Origin of the sequence: Bacillus sp. AFS053548 (assembly GCF_002575105.1) — a bacterium.
Taxonomy (GTDB): Bacteria; Bacillota; Bacilli; order Bacillales; family Bacillaceae_G; genus Gottfriedia.
On sequence record NZ_NUHI01000038.1, the window covers coordinates 1 to 24802 of the forward strand.

A 24802-nucleotide genomic window follows, 5' to 3' on the forward strand; every position below is an offset into this window, starting at 1 on the left:
CACAATAATAGTGGCTTGACCTAAAAAATTTATAAAAAAGGGCAATCATTCCATCTAGAAACTAAAAGTGCAGCTATGATCCCCCCACTGCTAAATCAACATAGTTCATCAATTATAAAAAAGGCCGCTCCTTAGTCAGTTAAACCGACATATGGAAAAACCTACAATTTCAAATAGATCAAATAAAATCTAAACTTCCTTTAAAAATTTATCAATAATTGAGATTTGCTCATTTGTATTTAAAGCAGGTGCATGACCGACTTTAGGTATTGTTTCCATTTGAAACTTCTGTGTTTCCTTCATTTTTAATGCTACATCAAGTGGCAAGACATCTGAAACTTCTCCTCGAATAAGTAAAATCTTGGACCGAATAGCCTCCCAGTAATTCCACAAAGTTAAATCTTCTGTATGCTGAAATTGCAATGCAATTTTAGGATCATAATCAGGGCCAATTCCACCCTCATCTCTTCTACGGCAAGAATTTTGTGTAAAATCATTCCATTCTTCTTCGCTTGAAACACCAAATGAATAATAAATGAACTTATAGTAATTCTTCAATTCAGTAAATGTTTTAAATTGAGGTGGTGTACCAACATAGCTAATAATTCTTTTAATTCCTTCAATATCTTGTGGCTGGTTTTCTGAAGCTCCTGCCCCAATATCATTTAATACTAAATGAGAAATACGGTTAAGATGTTTCGGTGTGCCAGCAAGTCGCATTCCAATTGCTCCACCCATCGAAGTCCCTACCCAACGAACTTGTTCAATTTCTAAACGGTCTAATAAACCAATCGCTAGATTTACATAGTATTCAAAACAGTAATCTTGCTCAGGAGAAGTACTCCACTGACTTAACCCTCGCCCAATCGTATCTGGACAAATTACATGGTAATCCTTAGCTAAATGACGAGCTAAAATATCAAAATCCCTACCATTCCTGGTTAAACCATGCCAGCAAACAACTGTTGGATTTTTTCTTTCTCCCCATTCTGTAAAATGAAGCTCCATTCCATTAATCGATTCAAACCGAGACTCAGGATAAAAAATGTCAATCACTCCATTCATTTTAGTGTCCACTTTATGTAATATTCGATTTTTATAAAAATATCCCTATTAAAATAACTGTGAAAAAAATGAACTATTCGGGTTTAATTAAATAATAATAAAGACAAATACAGCACAATCATAGATATTAAAAAAGAAAATAGAATTGATACAAGAATAATTGAATTATGTGCTGGTATAAATTTTCCATTTTGAATTTCTTTCCGCTTTTTACTGTACTGAATAGTAGCTAATACCCCAGAAATTAAACCAACAACACATGCATATATGCCAAGAAAAATTGCTAATGTATTGATGAACTGGTTATCACTAATTTTAATTGTAAAATGTAGTGATGTTGTTAAAAATCCTACACCAGTAATTGAGATTGCAGTTCGCAACCATGCTAAATATGTCCTTTCGTTTGCTAGATGCTGTTGTGCATATTTAACACTTTCATCTGATAAATCTTTTACTTTACTTAAAGAAACCATATTAAATTACCCCTATCAAAGATTTATAGAATGATAAACTTGTTATATCTAAGTTTTAGTTTAATCTTTAAGATTTAAGATTTAGTAAAATTGGGATTACGTTTTGTTAAAAATTGAATGGGGTAATGTAAACCTATATTTTTTACTTCGAAATTAGCGGAAGGAGAAATTAACAGAAGACTACTATATAAATAGAACAAATAATGTCATTAGACTTAGCTTTCAAAAATAAAACGGTCAAAAAGATGGTAATTCCGTCCATCTTTCTGACCGTTCAATCTAACTATTTTTCTGTTTGTTGAAATTCTTTTTGAACCTTTTTCAAAAGGTTTTTATCGGTAATTAAACGATAGCCCGTTAGAGCCAATGCTTTTGCCCCCGTTACTAAGGCATGATCACCAAGCGGCGATCTCGCAGCTTCACGGAATTCATTCGTATGAGCAATTAAATCATTAGGTCCTATTTTAATATATGCGTGAGAAGTTGGAACAACATGGCTTACGTTTCCGGCATCAGTAGATCCAAGCCCGCCGCTTTTGCCATTCACTACTTCACCCAATAGGCTTAGTTCTTCACCGACAATCTCATCAAGAGATTGATTGATAATAAAATCATGGACTTCATTTTGGAATCTTTCAATTTTCACAGTACTACCAGTTGCAAGTGCTGCTCCTTCGGCAATATTACGAATCTTAGTAGATACTTCCTCCGTACGCTTCCAAGTACTAGCACGGATGAAAAATCTCGCTGAAGCATACTCTGGAATAATATTTGGTGCATCGCCTCCATGAGTGATAATTCCGTGTATGCGAACATCACTAGAAAGCTGCTGACGAAGGGCATTAATGCCATTGAATAACTGGATTACTGCATCTAAGGCATTGATTCCATGTTCTGGTGACCCAGCAGCATGGGCTGCTCTTCCATAAAAATGGAAGTCTAATGGATCTACTGCCAATGATGGACTCGACAAACCTGTTTTGCCACTTGGGTGGAGCATAAGAGCTGCATCAACACCTTCTAGTAAACCATTTTTTACGAAACTCCCCTTCGCACTTCCGTTTGGTCCACCCTCTTCTGCAGGTGTTCCAAATATGATAACCTCTCCGCCAGTCTCAGAAATGACTTCAGCAAGAGCGATTCCTGCTGCTACACTTGTCGTTCCAATAATATTATGTCCGCATGCATGACCAAGACTAGGTAATGCGTCATATTCTGCTAAAAAAGCGATGGTTGGACCTTGCTTAGATGACGTTTTCCTTGCTACAAAGCCTGTTTCGTGGCCAGCAATATTACGTGTTACATCGAAACCAGCTTCTACTAGAATTTTAGTATGTGTTTCAGATGCAAAAAATTCTTGATTACCAATTTCAGGTTTCTCATGAATTTTGTGGCTAATTTCAAGATAGACTTCCTTCGATTCCTCAATACTTTTCACAATTTGTTCTCTTTGTGTTTCAATTTTGACTGTCATTTAAACTTTTCTCCCTTCCATTCTTTTAAATAAGTATGAACTAGCTTTATAGATTTTTAATTTTATCAATTGAAATGACTACTGGAACTGTAGCACCTTTGTCACGTTTAATAATGTAATCATGAACTTCTTTTGATTGATAAGCCTTTACAATCTTTGCAAAGTCCTTGTCATTTTTATTCTTCGTACGAGATGCAATAACATTGATATACGGCATAGCTGCTTTATCATTAGGATCTTCTTTATAAAGTGGATCCTTTGCAGGGTCTAAGCCCGCTTGAACGGCGAATCCATTATTGATGATAGCCGCTGCCACATCATCCAATGATCTAGCTGTTTGCCCTGCAGCAATCGGTTTGATTTTTAGATGCTTAGGATTTTCTTTAATTTGTTCAATACTTCCTTTAGGATCAAAATTATCTACTAAACTAATTAACTTTGAAGATTGTAATAGTTTAAGTGCACGGCCTGCGTTCGTAACATCATTTGGTATTGTAATAGTTGCTCCATCTGGAATATCACTTAGCTTTTTAAATTTATGTGAGTAAATACCCATTGGCGCAATCACCGTCGAGCCAATCGCAGAAATATCTAAATTATGATCACCTTTAAATTGGTTCATATAAGTAATCGTTTGAAAAGCATTTAAATCAAGACTACTGTCATTAAGTGCTGTGTTAGGCTGAACATAATCTGAAAATGAAATAATTTTCAATTTAATGCCTTCACTTTTTACTTGTTTTTGTACAATATTCCAAAGTTCATAGTCATCACCGTTAATACCAATCTTAACTGTTCTCTCCTTTCCATTACCTGATGATGCATTAGAACCACATGCTGATAATACCGAAACCGTTAATAATAATGCTGCAAAAATAGTAAAAAACTTTTTCATCCTCTTTTCCTCCTTACGTATCTTGACCACGTATTTCCTAAACTTTGTATTATTTGAACTATGACTACTAGTAATACAACAGTAATGATAATAACCAATGTTTCAAAGCGCTGATAACCATATGTAATAGCTAAGTCACCTAATCCACCAGCACCAACAGCACCAGCTGCCGCAGTTGATCCAATCAATCCAATCGTTGCTGTTGTAAATGAAAGAATCAACGATGGAATCGCTTCAGGCAAAATAAACTTCACGATAATTTGAAACTTTGTTGCTCCCATTGAATAGGCTGTTTCCAGCACTCCCTTATCTACTTCTAGCATGGAGTTCTCAATCAATCTAGCCAAATAAGGTCCTACAAAGATCGAAAGCGGAACAATTGCTGCTACTACGCCAATGGACGTTCCCGTCAATAATCTAGTAAATGGAATAATGGCAACTAGCAAAATAATAAATGGTACAGATCGAACAATATTAATAATGGTATTTAACAACGTAAATAAAGGTTTGTTTTCCATTATATGACCTGGCCTTGTTACAACTAGGATAATACCTAGAGGCAATCCTATGATTGTGCCAAAAATAAATGACCCTAAAACAGTTAGAAATGTATCTTGAGTTGCCTGCAAAAACTGCGGCCAAAAGAATTCCCAATTAAGCTCCATTTAACTCAACCTCCCTTACTTCTATCCCCTTTTCCGAAATAAATTTAATAGCTTTTGCGCTTTCCTCTTTTGTTCCTTCTAGTGCCACAAGCAAATTCCCATAAGGTCTTTCTTGTAGCTCTGTGATCGATCCATAAAGAATATTTAAATGAATATCGAATTTTTTAAGAACCTCTGATAATAATGGATTGGCCGCCTTTTCACCTCGGAAGACTAATTGATAATATTTTCCCTTTGATAATGATTTCGATAACTTAGATGGCACCTCATTTTGTAATACTGTGTTAACAAAATTCTTTGTAATACTTTTTTGTGGATTCGTAAATACGTCGTAAACATTACCTTCTTCAACAATTTCACCATTATCAATGACGGCCACTTTATCACATAAATCACGAATTACACTCATTTCATGGGTAATAAGGAAAATTGTAAGATTATAGGATTTATTTACTTTCCTTAAAAGCTCTAATACATTCTTTGTTGTTTCGGGGTCCAATGCAGATGTAGCTTCATCACATAGTAGAAGATCTGGATCTGTTACGAGTGCCCTTGCTATTCCCACTCTTTGCTTTTGTCCTCCCGACAAGTGCCCCGGAAATACATCTTGCTTCCCTGTAAGTCCAACAAATTCAATTAATTCCATTACCTTTTCCTGAACATCCCGTTTCTTTTTTCCTTCAAGGTATAGCGGCATTGCTATATTATCAAACACCGTTTTGGCAGAAAGTAGATTAAAGTGTTGGAAGATGACACCAATTTTTCTACGTGTCTTACGTAACTCTTCATCTTTTAATGTCATTAGGTCCAATCCATCAATGAGAACTGATCCTTCTGTTGGCTCTTCAAGTCTATTTAAACAACGGATCAATGTACTTTTTCCTGCTCCGGAAAAACCAATGATTCCAAAGATTTCCCCTTTCTCAATTTTCATATTAATATTATTTAAAGCTTTAATTGGTGGCCTTCCAGGATAAACCTTCGAGACATTTTTAATCTCAATCAAATTCCTTCCCCCCATGCAAGTTATTCCAATCACAATAACCAAGTAAACACATTTGAAAACTAGGATTTATATCTATATTTCCCCCTTTTTCTCCTATGGCACCTCATCAAAAAACCCCCCTTCTTATCCAATAAGACAGATAAGAAGAGGGGTTATAATATATAAGCCACTTTACTTCTTATCTTTCAAATCGCTTGAACGATTTGCAGGAATTAGCACGGTATTTGTTACGAAACAACAAACCCGTTGCCGAGGTATCGCAGGGCCAGTCCCTCCACCTCTCTGGATAAGTAATAGAATTTATTAAGTTTTTAAATTATTGAGTTCATGTTATCTCTCTTTTTATAATCCGTCAAGAATTATTTTTAAATTTTTTAGTAAAAATTGTGTTTTGAAATAGCATTTTTTTTACGAGCACTGTTTGACGCAGGTCTCAGGTCCTTCATATTCAAATCAAAAAACCTATTTCACAAACCCTTTGGAATAGGTCTATATACTTATTTTTTTGTATTTTATTAGTATTTCATTGAAGAGAAGTACAAAAAAGCAGACTAGGCTTCGATAAAAGAAACCTGTCTGCATATTTGTATTGTGCCTACCATAATCCAGGCTTTACAACCATAAACCATAGCATAACCATCAAAAGAACGATGTAAATCCAGATAGAGCGACGAAGCTTCTGAATCAACATTCTATGGTCATAGGTTGGTTCACTGAATTTCCGAATGGTCGGTGAAAAAGCTCTAGCTAGGAAGAATAATGAGCTCACCAAAAGAAGAATAGTCATCACAATCCAAGATGTCTTCCACGACCAATGGCCCGCTAGTACCAACAATACCCCTGATCCAACCAGTACATGCCCAGCATGCTTTGCCAATCTGACAGCAAACCGGAATACATCCAAATAGCTCTGTTGTATCGCGGACTTTGTAGTATGCAGCTTTTTGAGTATCGGAATCAATACAAAAAAAGGACCAATTGATAAGATTACACTAGCAATATGTATGTAAAGAAGCAGTCTATACAGCATGTAAATTAATCTTGGATGAGACGGAACTCATGAACCCATACCCTCATTTTTGGCAGCCAAGGCATTCCAGGATGGATTGACAGGATCGATTGCTTATACTCTTCTACAGTCGAATAGCCTTCCTGCTTAGCATCCTCATCTGTCAATTCACCAAGGGCTTGAGAGTAAACTTTTTCAACAACATACTGATTATTTTGAAGGGTCATAACTTCCCCAACATCTGCATATCTTCCGTTTCGGCGAGTAGCAGTTTTTTGCCCTGCCAATACCTTTTCAACATCCTCTTGAAGCGTAACAAGGCGTTCAATCGTACATGTTTTTGGCGGTAAAGCGTTCGTTTCATTCTGATTTGTCATTTAAATCATTCTCCATTTCAATTTAATTTTGTAGTAAAGGCAATTAAAAAAAACGACTAGTTCCATTTTAATTAAATTAGTACAAAATAAGCAAATTTTATTTAAAAATATTGCAATAAGAAGCAGAGAAAAAGGACCTTACATGTAGCACCATAATAAAGACCAATAAAAAAACAGAAAAACTCCCAAAATAGTTTTTCTGTTTTTTTTTACAGTTAGTCCTCATTCAGCTAATCCATGATTTTATAATCGTAAACCAAATTTTCAAAGCAGTAAAACCGATTAATACTGCCAGAATCCCTCGTAAAACCTGTGTTTTTGTTTTTTTGCCTATTTTTGCACCTAATGGTGAAGCGATTAAGCTTGCAATAACAACAATAATAGTAGGCAATACTTCAACTTGACCAGTAGAGATTTTTCCGATCGTTACACCAATTGAAGAGATAAATGTTATGGCAAGTGAAGAAGCGATTGTCACACGAGTTGGTATTTTTAAGATTGTTAACATGATTGGTACTAACAGAAATGCTCCTCCTGCACCAACAATCCCTGCACTAGTGCCCACAACAAATGCTAGGCCTGCCGCAAGCCATACATTAATTGAAATTTGACCATCTGTTGACATCTCGACGTTTTTTCGAGGAATAAACATTAAAACGACCGCTATCATTGCTAAAATACCATAAACAAGGTTAATCCCATGTTCTGAAAGTAGATTTGAACCAAATCCACCAAGAAAACTTCCTATTAGTACACTTATTCCCATACTTAATATTACTTTTTTGTTTAAATAACCGCTTTTACGATAGCTTAATACTCCACCTAAAGTCGCAAATACTACTTGGACGGCACTTATACCTGAAACTTGATGTGGTGTGAAAGCAGCAAATCCTAATAATGGAGGAATAAATAGGAGCATTGGATAATTTATAATCGCTCCACCAATTCCTACCATTCCTGAAATAAAGGACCCAAAAAAACCAACTAAGAAAAGTACTAAAATTAAGGTCCACTCCATTTAAAGTCCTCCTATAATAGAAAAGGAGATGCGACTCTTAACTCTCCTTTTCCTATTAATCTATTAGCTTAACCTTTTTTAATCCAAAACTTTAAAACATTGTCTTCTTCGGTATAATTTAATAATTCGTGTCCACCTGATTTAGCCCAAGCTGCAAGGTCGTTTTTAGCACCTTTATCAGTGACATGAATTTCTAATACTTCTCCTACTTCAATCTCTGCAATTGCTTTTCTTGTTTTTACAATTGGAATTGGACATGCTAAGCCTTTTGCATCTAATAATTTTGTAGCTTCCATTCTATTCTCCTCCAAGTCTTATTATCGTACTGCACAGCGATTTGGACCAATTTCCATTTCTCTCTGTTTTTCTTCATTTAATTTAATTTTGCCCATATTAACTTCACGGATTTCTTGATATGAGTTTGGTTGTGGTGGTAAGTTTTCAGTTACTAACTTTCTAAACTCACTTTCACTTTCAATGTTCAATCCATGATTCTGATCAAATAAATATCCTAGTTTTTTATAAACACTTCCATCTTCGTTCAATTCACTAATCACCATAAAATGTGATGGAAGCACGATTAATTCAAGCGATAAATTTCGGTATTTTTTATAAAGGGTTTCGCGTAAGTCCCCTACCCAATCCTCTGCCATACCAGCAAGATCAGGTCTTCCAATTGAATCGATAAATAAAATATCACCAGAAAGTAAGAACTTTTCATCAACAACAAATGAAGTTGATCCAATTGTATGTCCTGGTGAATAAAAAGCCTCAATGCTGATTGCTGTTTCACCAATCATTACCTTATTACCATCTTCTAATGGACTATATTCAAAAGTAAGCTCTTTAGCATCCTTTGGCGGTAACCAGTATGTTGCTCCAGAAATCTCTGCAATTTTTCTTCCACCAGAAATATGGTCTGCATGTAGGTGAGTATCAAATACATTTGTAATTTTTGCGCTCTTTGTATTTGCAAAATCAATATAGAAATCCGTCATTCGAGTAGAATCTATTATAGCAGCCTCATTATTTGAGATAACCATGTAGGATAAACATCCCTTACCGATTCTGACAAATTGATACAGCTCTCCACCATTTTTCAAATCTGCAATTTTTACTGGTTCGAGATGTTCACTCCACTCTTTCATTCCGCCTTTAAGATAAGCTACGTCTAGTCCCTCGTCTGAAAGCATCTCTGCAATCATGATAGAAGATCCTTCTTTAGCACACACAACTAAAACATCTGTACTTGTAGGAATCTTATCTAAAATGTCTTCAACTCCATCAAGTAAATCAAAATAAGGTTTATTTAAATGTTCAAAATTTGAACCTTCTATTTTCCAATCATTATAATCATCAGTATTTCTAACATCTAGAATAAATAGTTCTTCTTTATCAAATATTTTTTTTGTAATCTCTTTTGCAGACATTGATGTGACTGCCATCTTTTATACCCCCCATAGTATATTTTCATTCAAAAAAAATTAGATTAACCTTTTATGCTCGTTGTTTCCCCAGACCACTCAGTCATTCCAGGTATGACATTAAACACGTTAGTAAAGCCGCTAGAAACTAGTAATTGAGCAGCAAGATCACTGCGGTTTCCAGTTCTGCAAACGATATATATTTCATTTTTTTTATTTAATTCTGTCATACGGTTCTCCAATTCACCTAAAGGGATTGATACCGCATTTGGTATATGATTAAATACAAATTCTGCTTCTTCTCTTACATCTAAAACGATTATATTTTCGTTTTGTAGCTTTTGACTTAATTGATCGTTTGAAATGACGTTTTCAAATCTTTTTTCAATTGCATTTTCATCTGAAGATTTTCTTAAATAATGAAGTAATACTTCTCCATTTTCGATTGTTCCTAAGTATTGATTTCCAGTGCTTTCCGCCCAAGCTTTAATGTCTGCTTTTGAACCTTTATCAGTCGCTTGAACCTCGATTACTTGCCCATTATCTAAATCCTTCATTGCTTTTCTAGTCTTTACAATCGGCATTGGACAAGCTAATCCTTTTGCATCTAATTTCATGTTTGTTTTAATGAACTCCATATTATGACCTCCGCACTTAGAATACCACTTGGGGTATTTATTTAATCAAAAAAATTATTCTACATTCCCTTCCCAAGAAAGCATTCCGCCTACCATGTTTTTAACGTTGAACCCTTGAGATTGAAGGAATTCTGTTGCACGGCCACTTCTAGCACCTGAACGACAAACCATAATATATTCTTTTGATTTATCTAATTCGTGTAATCGAAATTCGATTAATCCAAGAGGAATATGAATGGCTTCTCGAATTTTCCCAGCTGCAACTTCATCGACCTCACGAACATCGATAATATTTACTTCTTTTTCAGTTTTTAATTCATTTTCAAGCTCGATCGCAGTAATTTCTTTCATGTTATTCAATCCTTTCTAATTAAATAAATAAGTTAACTTGACCTTCCTCTGCTTCACCAATGTAAGCTGCAACACCAGCATACTGAATATTCTCTAATAACTCTTCGGTTTGTAGACCTAACAGGTCCATTGTCATTGTACATGCTACTAAATTTATATCTTGTTCTTGGGCCATTTCAATTAATTGTGGTAAAGGCAATGCATTATGCTTTTTAATAATATCCTTAATCATCTTTGGTCCAAAACCAGCAAAATTCATTTTAGAAAGTCCCATTTTATCCGCGCCTCTAGGCATCATCTTTCCAAACATCTTTTCAATAAAACCTTTTTTAGTTGCTACATGTTCACCTTTTCGTAAAGCATTTAATCCCCAAAATGTATGAAAAATAGTTACTTCATGATCAAAAGCTGCTGCACCGTTCGCAATAATGTAGGCGGCCATTGCTTTATCATAATCTCCACTAAATAAAATGATATTTGTTTTCTTAGTTGTCATATTCTTTCTCCTTATCGTTTCTTATACCCATTAGGGTATATTACAAAACAAAAAAATATATCTTATATATACTATTACCCCTATGGGTATATGATATTAAAAATAAAAAATTGTGTCAAACCTTATATTATCTACTTTTTACAAGTAAATTTACTGCTTCTTTCACTAAATCTTCGGCATTTTGCCCGTTTTCATTCGCATTTCGGACACAATCAACTAAGTTTGAGCTTACTATTACGCCAATCGTACGATCCAAAGCTGATTTAACTGCTGATAACTGTGTAATGACATCTTTACAGTCTTTGTCTTCTTCCATCATTTTTAAAATTCCACGAATCTGTCCCTCAATTCGCTTTATTCTATTTTTTACTGGATCATCATATTTCATTAAATCACCCCTAACTTATAAAACTAAGCTTAACCATTTTTTTAGAATATATGTGTCATATTCTTACTTGTAATATATACCCCTATGGGTATAATGTCAATCATTTAATTTTATATAAATAAGTCTTCATTTAGTAAGTTAAAAGTAGATATGTAAAAAAAGATCACAATAATGTAATCTTTTTTATGCTGTTGAAAATGGCCTTTGTCAATTAATTTTTTCACTGATAAATAAATAAGTTGTGTCGTATGATTTCCACTACAGGGTGCTCTTTTTCCATGGGGCGAGACCTGAGCCTCCTCGGCCCGGCCTGTGGGGTCTTTAGCCTTCCCGCTAATCCCATAGGAGTCGAGCACCCTTTCGTTCCAATCAGCTTCTTAATAAAAATAGAATAATCTTTAAAACAAAAGAATATTCTATCAAACGAATGAATTTCCCTTTATTAATCTAATTTTAAGTGATAGGTAATCCACGACTTACAAATCATTATTAATAGTGATCCTCAAAAAAGAAATTTATAATAATAATGACGTTAATTATGTTGAACTTTTGCAAGTTAGTTAAAAAAATATTATCAATCAATTGTCTCTCAGGTAAGAGACGATAGATAGATCATCATATTTAAAAATATTATAATATCATCGAAAATCATTTATCGTTTGTATTTTTTATATTGACCACAATATATTTCAGCACTCTGAAAAAAGATCACAATAATGTGATCTTTTTTCGCGTTACCTTAAAATTTTAAGATTTTACAGCCATACCCATCTCAAAATAAGTACCTACTTCCATAACAGCTTCGTCTTTATGAATAAAGTCATTTTTCTCTTTAAGATAAATATAGTCTTTAGACCATTCGCCGATGTTTTGAATAATATCTTTTAAAGCGTTTGTGAATATGACTACTTCTTCATTCGTGGTCGTTGGATGGACACTCATGCGAATCCAGCCAGGCTTTACGCTAATATTGCCATTATCGATTTCATCTGTGATTGCTTTAGACATTTCTCTTGTAATATTCAGTAGCATATGTCCATAAGTACCCGCACATGAACAACCACCTCGTACTTGAATTCCATAACGATCATTTAATAATCTAACTACTAAATTATGATGAATATCTTTTAAATAAAAAGAATAAAAACCTAATCGTGGATTACTTGAATCTTCGAGTAACACTACATTTTCAATTGTTCGAAGCTCATCTAAAACGATGTGTGCCAATTCTTCTTCACGATTTAGGATATTCGTTGTACCCATTGCATTTTTCACCTTAATTGCAAGAGCTGTTCTAATTGTTTGCAGAAATCCTGGAGTACCACCATCTTCTCTTTCACGAATATTGTTAATGTACTTTTTCTCACCCCATGGATTTGTCCATTCAACAGTTCCTCCGCCTGGATGATCTGGAATTTTATTTTGATACATTGAAGAGTCAAATATCAAAACTCCACTACTACCAGGTCCTCCTAAAAACTTGTGTGGAGAAAACAGAATTGCATCAAGTTTTTCCATCGGATCACTAGGATGCATATCAATGTCAACATATGGCGCAGAAGCTGAGAAATCGACAAAACAAACGCCATTATATTCATGCATTAGTCTAGCTAGCTTATGATAAGGTGTAATTAATCCAGATACATTAGAACAAGCACTGAAAGATCCAATTAATTTTCGTTTATTTTTATAAAACTCAAGTCGATTTCTTAAATAATTTAAATCAATTACATTATTAGAACAATTAGGTACAACTTCTACGTCACAAATCGTTTCCAACCACGAAGTATGATTGCTATGATGCTCCATACTTGTTATAAAAACAACTGGTCTTTCTTCCTCAGGTATACTTAAACGGAAGTGGAAATTTTCATGTATTTTTAGCCCTAAAATGCGTTGAAACTTATTCATAACGCCAGTCATTCCTGATCCATCAGTTATGATTGTGTCGGAAGCGCTTGCATTAACATGCTCTTTTATGATCTGTAATGCTTCATGATAACAATTCGTCATCGTGCTTCCAGTTATATTTGATTCCGTATGCGTATTTGCAACATACGGCCCAAAAGTTGAAAGTAGTTTTTCTTCAACTGGTCCATATAACCTACCGCTCGCAGCCCAATCTAAATAAATAATTTTCTTTTCACCAAATGGCGATAAGAATGTTTTTTCATTTCCAATAATCTCTTTTCTAAATTGTGAAAAATACTTTTCTAAATTCAATTTTATCGCTCCTAATGAGAATATGGTTTGTGCTTTTTAATAGGAAGTCTCTGTTTAAGGTAATTAAATAAAACCGAGTATTCCAATACCCTATTGGGTATTACAAAAAATGCACTGAAGCCAGTCCGCTCATGACGGAATGGCTTTTTTAAAGTAATTTATCAATTTTTAAACAGAACCAATTAAAAAGAAAATATCTTGCGTCAAAATCTAAATAGAAAACTTATTTACATATACAAATATATGTCAAATTATTCTGTATTGAAAGAATTTTTTCACTTTTAAAATATTAGTAAAATTTTACACTATCTATTTTATTTAAAAAGAGATCCTTTTTGATAGTACTCTTTCATCATTTTTTCCGGGACCATACTACCACCTGTAGCCCAAATGACATGGGTACTATTTGCCATTTTTTTCATTAAATTATTTTTTAATAAGTAATCTTTGCCCTCTTTAAATAATATCATCGGACCGATCATACCAGCTAGTGCTGACGGTTCTAAATAAAGATCCTCAGTATCAACTAAATCTTTTAACATGGTATATAGTTTTTCATCACTTATTGTGTAGCTACCGCTTAAAAAAGGCTCAATAATTTTTCCTACAAAGCCAGATGGTCTCCCTACAGCTAGGCCATCTGCATCCGTTTTATTATCAATGCCAAAATCTTGTACAGAAACTTGATCGTGAAGTCCTGTCATTAATCCAATCAACATACAAGGAGAATGAGTTGGCTCGGCAAAAAAGATATGAACATTATCTTTAAATAATAGTTTAAGACCAAATGCGACACCACCAGGTCCTCCTCCAACTCCGCAAGGTAAATAAACAAATAATGGATGATTTTCATCAATTGTCATGTCTAATTCTTCAAACTGCTTTTTTAAACGTGAAGCTGCTACTGCATATCCTAAAAATAAATCTTTTGAATTTTCATCGTCTACAAAATAACAATTAGGATCTGCTTCTGCTTGAATTCGTCCTTCTTCTACTGCCTTACTATAATCCGCCTCGTACTCAATAACATTTACGTTTTTACTTCTAAGCAAATCTTTTTTCCATTGCTTTGCATCCGCTGACATATGTACCGTTACTTTAAAACCTAACTTTGCACTAATAATTCCAATGCTCATACCTAAATTTCCAGTGGACCCTACAGCAATTGAGTAGTTAGAGAAAAAATCTCTAAAAATATCACTATCTATTTTTGAGTAATCATCTTCAATCGTTAATAGCTGATGCTTTATAGCAAGGCTTTCGGCATGCTTTAATATTTCATAAATGCCACCTCTTGCTTTAATTGACCCTGATATTGGTAAATGACTATCACATTTTAAAAATAATTCTCCTACTATAGTTTGTTGGAAATTTTTCTCTAAAGATTGTTTCATAGAAGGAATTTGTACTAAAGGAGACTCAATAATGCCATTTGTATCTTTTGTTTCTGGAAAAACCTTTGATATATATGGGGCAAACCTTTTTAATCGTTCATCTGCGTCGTTTACATCATCTTGGGTAAGTGGTGACATTTTCATTGCTTTTTGAAACGTCTCAACATTTGGGTTCAACCAAAGGTATTCCTCAAAGTTCATCAGTTTTTTTAGGATTGGATACTTTTCTATATATGCCTGTATATCAATTCTTTCCATCTATATTCCTCCTAGACTTAAACAGTTTATATGTAGTTTATCAGATATTATCACTAGGTCAGTAATATTGTTTTCAAATAGAGTTTTTAGAATAACTTTGATTGTTAATCTTTTGTAAATTCCCATCAAAAGAGATTGGTTTGAATTTTGTTTCAAACTATACTATTTCTATGTATCAGTTGTTGGAGGGAAATATGGATCCTAATCATAAAAATAATAAGTTATCTCTTTTGTTAGAAATACTTATTGTTTCTACTAAACTAGGCTTAACTTCTTTTGGTGGACCGATCGCTCATTTAGGTTATTTTCGTGAAGAATATGTAAGAAGGAAAAAGTGGATTGACGATCAAAATTATGCTGACTTAGTAGCTTTGTCACAATTTTTACCTGGACCAGCAAGCAGCCAGGTTGGCATTGGTATTGGGGTAATACGTGCAGGTGTCTTAGGTGGCATTGTCTCGTTTATTGGATTTACATTACCATCAGTCATTGCACTTATATTATTTGCATTATTACTACAAGACTTGGATATAAAAAATTCAGGTTGGATCCATGGACTAAAACTAGTTGCAGTACCGATTGTTGCACAGGCTATTTTAGGTATGGTAAAGAACTTGACGCCTGATTTAAAAAGGAAAGCTCTTGCTTTGTTTGCAATGATTGCTACACTAATATGGCAAACGACTTTCACTCAAATTGCTGTTATTTTAATATCTTCAATTTGCGGATATTTTCTATATCAGGATAATGAAAATAGTGATAAAACTACATTAGTTACGAATATATCAAAAAAAATTTCCATCATTTGTTTGGCTATATTTTTTATATTATTAGTTTTATTACCCTTAATTAGTTCATTTACATCTTCAAAATGGATTTCTATATTCGACAGTTTTTACAGAGCAGGATCGATGGTATTTGGAGGAGGCCATGTTGTTCTCCCTCTACTTGAACGTGAGTTTGTTCCTACTGGATGGCTAAATAAAGAAACATTTTTGGCAGGATATGGTGTCACGCAGGCTGTACCTGGACCATTATTTACGTTTGCATCCTATTTAGGAACTGTAATGATGGGCTGGCGAGGAGGTTTAATTGCAACGATTGCCATCTTTTTACCTGCTTTCCTTCTTATTTTAGGTACTCTCCCATTTTGGTCTAGTATGCGTCGTAGTTCGAAATTAAGGAGAGCTTTATTAGGGGTAAACGCAGCAGTAGTTGGGATCTTAATTTCAGCTTTTTTTAATCCAATATGGATAAGCTCTGTATTTTCGATTGTTGACTTTCTAATCGTAGCGGTCTTATTTAGTATGTTAGTAATTATAAAATTACCACCTTGGGTTATTGTACTTGTAGGAGCAATTAGTGGGGAAATTTTATCTAGAATTTGAATATATCTGTTCAAACTTTAGGAGAACAACACCTCGCCATTTTCTAAGAAGGGCAAATCCAATAAAAAAAGCAGAAAAACTCATACAATGTTTTTCTGCTTTTTTATTTTCAATTATTTTAATAATATAGCAATATTTCTTGCAGTTCTTTCAATATTTTCAAATGCGTTTTTCATCACATCTTCAATTGGTAAGATTGCAGGAATCGTAGGAAAAATGGCATCGATTCCGTGTTTATACAATTCCTCTATCCCATCACCAATACTACCACAAATTGCAATTACTTTCGCATTAGCTGGGGCACAAGCAGCCGCCCCAACAGGTGCTTTACCATAAATTGTTTGTCCATCCATTCTGCCTTCTCCTACAATTACGATGTCAGCATCCTTACATACTTCTTTAACATTTAATTGTTCAAGAACCAGTTCAATCCCTTTTTTTATTGAAGCATTTGCGAATAACATTAGGCCTGCACCCATGCCCCCACCAGCTCCACTTCCGGGGATCTCTGAGACGGATTTATTTAGATAATGCTCAGTAATCTGATAGAAATTTCCCATTGCTTCATCCATTGTAGCTAATTGATCCGCAGAAAGTCCTTTCTGTGGTCCAAATATATAGGTTGCTCCATTTCTACCAGTCAATGGATTAACAACATCTGCCGCAATAGTGATTTTCACTTTATCTAATAGTGGTGACTTGTTTTCATTAGAAATAGAAGCTACTTTTAGCAATGCCTCACCATTGCATTCAATTTCCCTACCATTTTGATCGAAGAATTGGTAACCTAACGCTTGAGCCATCCCAATCCCACCATCATTTGTTGAGCTACCTCCAACACCAACAATAAGCTCAGAAGCTCCACGCTCAATAGCATAAAGAATTAATTCGCCAACACCAAATGAAGTAGTTTGTAATGGATCACGTTTTTCAAGCGGTACAAGATGTAAACCACAAGCTTCAGCCATTTCTATAAATGCCGTTTTATTATCCTTAGAAAATGCAATTTTAGCTTGAACAGTTTCATTAAGAGGGCCTGTTACATTAATGATTTCTACTTCTCCACCATTTGATGCGATTAAAGCTTGAACAGTGCCCTCTCCCCCGTCGGCCAATGGTAATAAATGATACTCTGCATTCGGGAATACGGAATGAAAGCCTTTCTGAATGGCTTTAGCTACATTCGATGCATCCAAGCTTTCTTTAAAGGAATCAGGTAATATTACTACTTTCATTTGTCCTCCTCAAAGTGAAGCGGTAATTTGATTTATTAAGTTAAATAATTCACCATTAATTTCAATCGCAACTTCTGTATCAGTATCTTTAGTCACCGTTACAGATTCTTGCGTAATTGAAATCTCAAGATTTGTACCTTGCCAATGGAACGGGAAAGAAAGTTTGTCCCAATTTTTAGGTAAGTTTGGATTAATCTTTAACTTATTTGCTTCCACCGTTATGTTTGCAAAACCAAAGATTGTTGCTAACCAATTAGCACCTAATGATGCTGCATGAATTCCTTCATCTGATGACTTCGGATTAGGTCCTAAATCGATTAAACAAGCTTCTTGAAAAAGTCGATAAGCATTTTCTTTTTCGCCACATCTTGCAGCAACAATTGCATGAATCGCTTTACTAAGTGATGAATCATGAATTGTATGCTCCTCATAATAATGCAAATTCTTTTTGACTACATCTTCTTCAAATAAATTTGGGAATAGATATAGTAACATAACTACATCAGCCTGTTTTAAAATCTGCATCTCATTTACTTCTTGTCTTGAATAATCAAAGAGAATTGCCTGGCTACCTTGTGTCTGTTTATAAATTGATAAATCAATCTCAGGTTTTGATAAAAATGTATCATCCTGTTGAATAATTTTGTCTTCGTTTGGTTTTGGTAAGTAAAGTCGATTTAAAAAGTCATTTCCGCTCTTTACTAGGTCTTCTTCAATTTTATTATATTTTTCCATATAACATAATGCTTGTTGAACATTATAATAAGCCATATAGTTCGTATAAGCATTGTTGTTAATATGTTCTGTATATTCATCAGGTCCAATAACATCATTAATTGAAAGTACTTCATTTTCATCAGTCGTACGACTAATCCAAAAACGTGCAGTTTCCTTTAACAATTCTAAACCTTCATTTGCCATAAATACTTCATCAAGTGTATTTTCATAGTATTGACATACTGCAAAAGCAATGTCAGCAACAATATGATGCTCAGCTATAGCTGAAGCAACCTTTTGACGGGTACCAGTTAATATATTAATAGCTGCATATTCAGGAGTTTCTTCCATTCCAGAGTATGCACTTTCCCAAGGGAAAAGAGCTCCCTCATAACCATTTTTAGTAGCCTTATCTTTTGCTTCTTTTATATGAAGATATCGATATGTTAATAATTTTCTTGCTACTTCTGGTTCGGTAAATAAATGAAAAGGTGCAATAAAAATTTCTGTATCCCAAAATACATGTCCTTTATAACCTTCACCAGTTAAACCCTTTGCTCCTACACTAAAACGTTCATCATGTGATGGTGTCATTATTTCAATATGATAAAGTGAAAAGTCTATTGCGATTTGATCAATCTCTTCCTTTGAAGTAATGCTAACGCGCTTTTGTTCCCAAAAATGACTCCACTTATTAACTGAACTTTCTAGTAGACGATCGTATCCAGCTGATCTATTTTCTTGAACAGCTTGAATACTAGCTTGTGCAGGCTCTTCTTCTACTTTATCAATTGAAGTATAGATTGCACTTATTTTTTCTAATTCGAATGGCTGATCAACGGTTATATCTTGTTTAATGATTGCCATAAGTTGACGATTCTTTGCCACAAAAGAAACATCACTAGTACTTGGCACATTACAAGTTGTTGCTAAAGCGATTGTATGATTACTTTCCGTTGTTGTATATACAGCATGCATTACTTTTTTATCGATTACACGAATGTTTTCTTCTAAAAGGTGTTGCTTTCCAAAATTAGAGGTCTGTGCATCAATACCAGTAGTTATTTTAATTGATGCATCACAATCCAAAGTAGTCACAGTAATTTTTGATGCAAGTAAATGTAAATTATCTTTTGAAACAAACCGTTGAAATTTTAAACAAAAACGATTACCATCTTTGTTTTTCCATACGACTTCTCTTGTTAGTTCACCTTTTTGCATATTTAAAATGCGCTCATAAGAAAGGATTTCACCTGTGAGGACAGAAAAAATCTCACCATTTATTTCAATTTTCATACCAATTAGATCTGGTAAATTTACGATTTCTGTAACATCATTTGATGTGAATTTATTATAAACTCCTGCTACGTACATTCCCCGAGTTTGTTCTGAATAGTTTTCTTCATGACTTGCTCGTAAACCTAAATAGCCATTTCCTAAAGCCATAATCGTTGCGTATTTATTGATAGATTGTAAATCAAATTTATTTTCGTTAATTACATTTACTTCTTTCATAAAGATATACTCTCACCTTTTTCAGCTGATTGATAGATCGCTTCAACAAGTTGTTGGATAGCATAACCTTGTTTTCCATCTGCTAACATGACATTCTTCCCTAAACAACGATCAACAAAAGCAGCCATGCTTTTCGAATGACGGTCAGGATCAGCCTCTTCTCTCTTTAAAAGAGTTACAAGCTCTCCTTTTTCATCTGTATAGATTTCCGCTGGATACATTACAGCACCAGCTTGATCCCCACAAAGTTCTACATTCATTTCTGATTTTTCTTTTATATTCAATGCAAAGGATGTTTCTAATTGAATTAAGCATCCATTCTCTAATTCAATATAAGAAAATAAAGAATCTTCTACTTCAAATTTTGAAGGATCCCATTTACCAAATGCACCTTCATCTTTCTTATGACCAATTTTCTTAAACATTTTTGCTGTTACTTTTTTAACTTTCGGATAGTCCAAAACGTACAGTGCAGTATCAAGCATATGGATTCCTAAATCGATTAGTGGTCCTCCACCTTGGATTTCTTTATTAGTGAAGTTACCCCAACCTGGAATGCCATTTCGTCTTAAAGCCTTCACTTTAACAAAATAAATCTCACCTAATAAACCTTGCTCTATTTTTTCTTTTACGATCGAAACATCATCAGCAAAACGGTGATGAAAATCATAGGCAAGTATGCGTCCCTTCTCTAACGCTGTTTCATACATCTTTCTAGCATCTTCAGCTAAGATAGCAGGTGGTTTCTCACAAAAAACATCACAATTATTTTCGAATGCTTGCATAACACTGTCAAAATGATATTTATTTGGAGTACAAACACTAACAATTTCAGGACTTTCTTTTGCATACATTTCAGTAGCGTCAGTGTAATAGTTAGGAATATTATTACGCTCCGCAAAGCTCCTTAGTGATTCCTCATTTACACCAACTACTGCAACAACTTCTAAATCTTCTCTAGTTTTATAGTAAGCAACGTGAACTTTTTCAGCTATTTGGCCCCCGCCAATAATAGCTACTTTCTTTTTAATCACAATGCTTCTCCTTTTATGTTTAAAGCTTCTTTTATATGATGAAATGCTTTAATGTATTCATCTTCTAAGTTATTTCCTCTTACACGACATTCAAATGTTAAAAAGCCTTCGTATTCATCTTCTTTTAGTTGATCAAAATGCTTTTTAAAATCTAGAGATCCGCTTCCTGGTTGGAAACGGTGGTTATCTGCAATGTGTACATGTTCAACTAAATCACGGTTAGCGTGAAGTGCCTCAGAAATACCATCTTCCTCAATATTCATGTGATAAAAATCTGCAATGATTTTGACATTTTTAAACTGATTATCTTCAATATATTTACGTGCATCAGCTAACGTATTTATCATATGATCTTGATAGCGATTTAAAGGTTCTAAGTAAATAGTCGTTCCAGTTTCACCAGCGACTTTATCTAGAAATACTAGTGAGTCTGTAACTGCTTTACGATCTCCATCTAGACTTCTTGGGGAAGACATAGGCGGTAATCGGAATGTAAACATTCCCCATGCTGCTGGTACAACGATCCCTTTTCCTCCAACTTCTTTTAAGGCTTTTAGAATCTCTTCAATATCTGCTAAACCTTTTAAACGACGCTCCTCAATAAAGTCACCGATCCAACCATAGTAACCACCACAAGCTGTCGTTACAGGTAAACCAGTCTCAGCAATTGCTTCTTTAATTTCTTCTAAATTATCAACTAAAAACTTGCCATCGATTTCAAATCCTTCAAAACCAATTTCTTTTAAGTATTTAAATTTTTCTTTAATATTTTCTGGAAAAAATACTTGATTTTGTGTTCCAATTTTCAACGAAATCCACTCCTAACAGAAGGGAGTGTAATACACTCCCATAATTTTAATGATTGATATTCTTATTATTTTTTAAATTGAACACCCATCTTAATGCTTAGCTCGGGCTTTTGATCAACAAATTCCATATAAGATTCAGCTACTTCTTCAAATGAAACAACTGGTTCAATTAAATCTTCACAATTTAAATAACCATTCATTAATAATTCCCAACAAGTATTTTCGATTCGTTTACGTGACCAACGTGGATAATCCGGGTTTGGTTCACTACTACCTCTTGAAAAGACAATTTTAGCATTGTTAAAATGTGCTTCACGACCAAGATTAAATCCTTCTGGGAAAGGTTTAGCAAAAGCTACATAAGAAATTGTTCCACCGTATGCAATTCCTCTTAGTGCTGCTTGCAGTGAACTTGATACACCACTTGTTTCAATGATTGAATCTGCACCTAATTTATTAGTAATTTTTTTAATTTCATATCCTAAATCGCAGTTTATTGGATCGAAGCAATAATCCGCTCCATTTTTTAACGCAATATCGCATCTATGTTGTAATGGATCTACACCAATTACAATACTAGCTCCAGCTTTCTTTGCTAACTGGATAGCAATTTGTCCAATTGCACCAAGACCTACTACTACTACATAGTCACCCGCTCTAACATTTGCATCTCTAACTCCGCTCATTGCAAATTGTGCTGGATCATAATAAACGGCATTCTTCCATGAAGAGCCTTCTGGCATTTTACGTAATTTATAATTATCTACTGCATTAACGATGACAGTTTCCATTATTGGACCATAAGTACAAACTTGATCTCCTAATTTATACTCAGTTACTTCATCACCGATTTCACAAATGCTACCTACAACCATATTTCCTAATTGAAATTCACCAAATACGATTCCACGTGCAGAACCTTCTTCTCGTGGCATAAACATTTTCCACTCTTCATTGAACTCCTCATCAATAAATGGGCTAAGTCCTCTAAAATCAACTACTTCCGTACCATGCTTTGGTGAAGCAAATTCTACTTTAATTTTTACTTCATTTGATTGTACTGGGCGATCTTCGTACTCGACTAATGCTGCAACTCTTGGTTCAACTGCTACTAATTTTTTCATTTTATTTCATCCTTTCAGTAAAAAATTGTTTCGAATTAACCTTTTACTCCACCTTCAGTTAAGTTCCCTTTAATAAAGTGCTCGGATAATGCATACATAATGACTACTGGTAAAGCAGTAACTAAAGATGCAGCCATCATACGGCCCCACACATAATCTGGTGTACTAAATAAAGTATTTAAACCGATTGGTAACGTAAAGTTTTCTGAACTTGATAAGAAAATTGATGCAAATAAATAATCATTCCATGCAATCATAAATGCATATACGAAAACAGAAACGATTCCCGATATTGATAAAGGAATAATAATATAGAAGATTATTTTTAATCGACTAAGACCATCAATCATAGCCGCTTCTTCTAAATCTTCAGGAATTGTATCGAAATAACTCCTTAACATAAAAATCGCTGTTGGAAGAGTCTGCACAATCATCGTAATGATCAATGCCATTTTTGTATCATATAAGCCAAAGCCAGAAATTATTTTGAATAAAGGTACCACTAGTAAAATCCCTGAAAACATATATACAGTGTAAAAACTAGCATTAATTGTGACTCTTCCTTTAAATTTCAGTTTCGATAATGCGTACGCTCCTAAAATTCCAAGTACAACTGATAATGAAGCTGCTATTATTGAAACGATTAAACTATTTTTGAAGTAGTTTAAATATGGGAAAATTGTTGGATTAAAAATGTCAATATAATGCTGGAAAGTCCATTCATGCGGTAATATTGTTGGATTTGTTGCAATTGCTTCTTTTGAACTTTTTAATGACGTCATTAGCATGATAAAGAATGGAAATAACATGATTCCTAGAATTAGAATCAACACAATGTAGAAACCAGTTTTCTTAATAATTTTGTTTCTTTTGCTACTTACTGCTGCCATTTAAGTTCACCCTCTTTCTTGAAACGATAATTACAATGAATAATATGATGAATAATATTACTGAAATTGACGATGCTTTTCCTAAATTATTGAAAGCAAACGCTGTTTCGTATAAATAAATACCTAAAATATTTACTTTGTTTGTTAATAAATAAACATCTGTAAACATGTAGAACATCCAAATAAATCGTAAAGTTACTACAGTTAGTAATACCGGCATAATCGCTGGTAAAGTTACAACTTTAAACTTTTGCCAAAGTGAAGCTCCATCAATATCAGCGGCTTCGTATAATGACTTATCAATCGTTTGCAAGATTGCTAAAAACGAAATAAACGCATAAGGGAAATACTTCCAAATCGCAAAAACGACTACAACTATAAAACTACTAACTGGATTGTCAAACCATAGTGGTGCAGTTTTAAATAGATGGAAAACATCCGTCCCTAAGTAATTAATAATCCCATATGAGTTATTAAACATATATTTCCAAGCAAAAACTAATGAAATAGATGGCGTTACATAAGATAAGATAATTAAAGATCGAGCAGTTTTACGAAACTTAAATGGTCGATTAAAGAATAACGCAACACCAAGACCAACTACAGTACTACCAACTACAGTTAATACTGTATATAGAATGGTAATTCCTAAAGATTTATAAAACTCAATATCTTTAATAACATCCGTGTAGTGAGATAAACCAACAAACTTAGCTGGTAATCTAGGGTTAATAGGCTGATCAAAAAAACTTATTTTAATATTAGATAACATCGGATAAGCAACTAGTAATAATAGTAGGAAAATACTTGGTAAAAGTAGTACCATGGCTAGCTTTATATCAGATTTTTTTCGGACAATCGGTTTCATACTTCCTCCTAAAAAACAATCTATTCTCTTATTTGATAGATTGGTGATAAAAGAAAAGTTGTTTAAAA

25 protein-coding genes and 1 riboswitch are annotated in these 24802 nt (G+C 34.0%); of the genes, 1 reads left to right on the top strand and 24 read right to left on the bottom strand.

Annotated features, from left to right (window positions below):
* Nucleotides 1–189: 189 nt before the first annotated feature.
* From CN946_RS19380 to CN946_RS19460, 17 genes are all read right to left on the bottom strand, one after another.
* Nucleotides 190–1065 carry an alpha/beta fold hydrolase gene (locus CN946_RS19380; RefSeq protein ID WP_098862589.1) on the bottom strand — a complete coding sequence of 292 codons (876 nt, stop codon included), beginning with the start codon at nt 1063–1065 and terminating at the stop codon, nt 190–192.
* Between the two features lie 83 nt (nt 1066–1148).
* Entirely contained in the window at nt 1149–1538 is a 390-nt protein-coding gene (locus CN946_RS19385) for a YidH family protein (RefSeq protein ID WP_098862590.1), read from the bottom strand.
* Between the two features lie 283 nt (nt 1539–1821).
* Nucleotides 1822–3012, bottom strand: coding sequence for a M20 family metallopeptidase (locus tag CN946_RS19390; protein WP_098862591.1), 1191 nt, complete (start codon nt 3010–3012; stop codon nt 1822–1824).
* 46 nt (nt 3013–3058) lie between these two features.
* Entirely contained in the window at nt 3059–3907 is an 849-nt protein-coding gene (locus CN946_RS19395) for a MetQ/NlpA family ABC transporter substrate-binding protein (RefSeq protein ID WP_098862592.1), read from the bottom strand.
* Nucleotides 3904–4572, bottom strand: a complete 669-nt coding sequence (locus CN946_RS19400) for a methionine ABC transporter permease (RefSeq protein WP_098233178.1) — start codon at nt 4570–4572, stop codon at nt 3904–3906. The genes CN946_RS19395 and CN946_RS19400 overlap by 4 nt, the downstream gene beginning before the upstream one ends.
* Nucleotides 4562–5578, bottom strand: coding sequence for a methionine ABC transporter ATP-binding protein (locus CN946_RS19405; protein ID WP_098862593.1), 1017 nt, complete (start codon nt 5576–5578; stop codon nt 4562–4564). The genes CN946_RS19400 and CN946_RS19405 overlap by 11 nt, the downstream gene beginning before the upstream one ends.
* Nucleotides 5579–5753: 175 nt before the next feature.
* Nucleotides 5754–5871: riboswitch (SAM riboswitch) on the bottom strand.
* Between the two features lie 302 nt (nt 5872–6173).
* Nucleotides 6174–6608 carry a hypothetical protein gene (locus CN946_RS23885; RefSeq protein WP_098862594.1) on the bottom strand — a complete coding sequence of 145 codons (435 nt, stop codon included), beginning with the start codon at nt 6606–6608 and terminating at the stop codon, nt 6174–6176.
* A gap of 5 nt (nt 6609–6613) precedes the next feature.
* Nucleotides 6614–6964, bottom strand: a complete 351-nt coding sequence (locus tag CN946_RS19415) for an ASCH domain-containing protein (protein ID WP_098862595.1) — start codon at nt 6962–6964, stop codon at nt 6614–6616.
* Between the two features lie 226 nt (nt 6965–7190).
* Nucleotides 7191–7982 carry a sulfite exporter TauE/SafE family protein gene (locus CN946_RS19420; protein ID WP_098862596.1) on the bottom strand — a complete coding sequence of 264 codons (792 nt, stop codon included), beginning with the start codon at nt 7980–7982 and terminating at the stop codon, nt 7191–7193.
* A 68-nt stretch (nt 7983–8050) separates the two neighbouring features.
* A complete protein-coding gene (locus CN946_RS19425; protein ID WP_098862597.1) occupies nt 8051–8278 on the bottom strand; it encodes a sulfurtransferase TusA family protein in 228 nt (75 codons plus the stop codon).
* Between the two features lie 21 nt (nt 8279–8299).
* Nucleotides 8300–9427, bottom strand: a complete 1128-nt coding sequence (locus CN946_RS19430; RefSeq protein ID WP_098862598.1) for an MBL fold metallo-hydrolase — start codon at nt 9425–9427, stop codon at nt 8300–8302.
* A 44-nt stretch (nt 9428–9471) separates the two neighbouring features.
* Nucleotides 9472–10044 carry a sulfurtransferase TusA family protein gene (locus CN946_RS19435; protein WP_098862599.1) on the bottom strand — a complete coding sequence of 191 codons (573 nt, stop codon included), beginning with the start codon at nt 10042–10044 and terminating at the stop codon, nt 9472–9474.
* Nucleotides 10045–10098: 54 nt separating this feature from the next.
* Nucleotides 10099–10395 (bottom strand): rhodanese-like domain-containing protein, encoded by a 297-nt coding sequence (locus CN946_RS19440; protein WP_098862600.1) that lies wholly within the window; start codon nt 10393–10395, stop codon nt 10099–10101.
* Between the two features lie 19 nt (nt 10396–10414).
* The gene (locus CN946_RS19445) at nt 10415–10891 is read right to left on the bottom strand and encodes a DsrE/DsrF/DrsH-like family protein (RefSeq protein ID WP_056467677.1); all 477 of its coding nucleotides are present in this window, start codon (nt 10889–10891) and stop codon (nt 10415–10417) included.
* Between the two features lie 127 nt (nt 10892–11018).
* Nucleotides 11019–11279: a metal-sensitive transcriptional regulator gene (locus CN946_RS19450; RefSeq protein ID WP_098862601.1), complete on the bottom strand. Its 261-nt coding sequence runs from the start codon at nt 11277–11279 to the stop codon at nt 11019–11021.
* 747 nt (nt 11280–12026) lie between these two features.
* Nucleotides 12027–13502: an aminotransferase class V-fold PLP-dependent enzyme gene (locus tag CN946_RS19455; RefSeq protein ID WP_098862602.1), complete on the bottom strand. Its 1476-nt coding sequence runs from the start codon at nt 13500–13502 to the stop codon at nt 12027–12029.
* A 314-nt stretch (nt 13503–13816) separates the two neighbouring features.
* Nucleotides 13817–15154, bottom strand: a complete 1338-nt coding sequence (locus CN946_RS19460) for a D-serine ammonia-lyase (RefSeq protein WP_098862603.1) — start codon at nt 15152–15154, stop codon at nt 13817–13819.
* A gap of 194 nt (nt 15155–15348) precedes the next feature.
* Between CN946_RS19460 and CN946_RS19465 the strand changes: the two genes are divergently transcribed.
* A complete protein-coding gene (locus tag CN946_RS19465) occupies nt 15349–16542 on the top strand; it encodes a chromate transporter (protein ID WP_098862604.1) in 1194 nt (397 codons plus the stop codon).
* Nucleotides 16543–16655: 113 nt separating this feature from the next.
* Here CN946_RS19465 and CN946_RS19470 read toward each other — a convergent pair whose 3' ends face one another.
* From CN946_RS19470 to CN946_RS19500, 7 genes are all read right to left on the bottom strand, one after another.
* Nucleotides 16656–17777 carry a glycerate kinase gene (locus CN946_RS19470; protein WP_098862605.1) on the bottom strand — a complete coding sequence of 374 codons (1122 nt, stop codon included), beginning with the start codon at nt 17775–17777 and terminating at the stop codon, nt 16656–16658.
* 9 nt (nt 17778–17786) lie between these two features.
* Nucleotides 17787–20009 carry a glycoside hydrolase family 65 protein gene (locus CN946_RS19475; RefSeq protein ID WP_098862606.1) on the bottom strand — a complete coding sequence of 741 codons (2223 nt, stop codon included), beginning with the start codon at nt 20007–20009 and terminating at the stop codon, nt 17787–17789.
* A complete protein-coding gene (locus CN946_RS19480) occupies nt 20006–21040 on the bottom strand; it encodes a Gfo/Idh/MocA family protein (protein ID WP_098862647.1) in 1035 nt (344 codons plus the stop codon). The genes CN946_RS19475 and CN946_RS19480 overlap by 4 nt, the downstream gene beginning before the upstream one ends.
* On the bottom strand, nt 21040–21852 hold the full coding sequence (locus tag CN946_RS19485; protein WP_098862607.1) for a sugar phosphate isomerase/epimerase family protein: 813 nt from the start codon (nt 21850–21852) through the stop codon (nt 21040–21042). Before CN946_RS19485 ends, CN946_RS19480 begins: the two co-directional genes overlap by 1 nt.
* A gap of 65 nt (nt 21853–21917) precedes the next feature.
* The gene (locus CN946_RS19490; protein WP_098862608.1) at nt 21918–22976 is read right to left on the bottom strand and encodes a zinc-dependent alcohol dehydrogenase; all 1059 of its coding nucleotides are present in this window, start codon (nt 22974–22976) and stop codon (nt 21918–21920) included.
* A 35-nt stretch (nt 22977–23011) separates the two neighbouring features.
* Nucleotides 23012–23866, bottom strand: a complete 855-nt coding sequence (locus CN946_RS19495) for a carbohydrate ABC transporter permease (RefSeq protein ID WP_098862609.1) — start codon at nt 23864–23866, stop codon at nt 23012–23014.
* Nucleotides 23850–24734, bottom strand: coding sequence for a carbohydrate ABC transporter permease (locus tag CN946_RS19500; protein WP_098862610.1), 885 nt, complete (start codon nt 24732–24734; stop codon nt 23850–23852). The genes CN946_RS19495 and CN946_RS19500 overlap by 17 nt, the downstream gene beginning before the upstream one ends.
* Nucleotides 24735–24802: the final 68 nt, after the last annotated feature.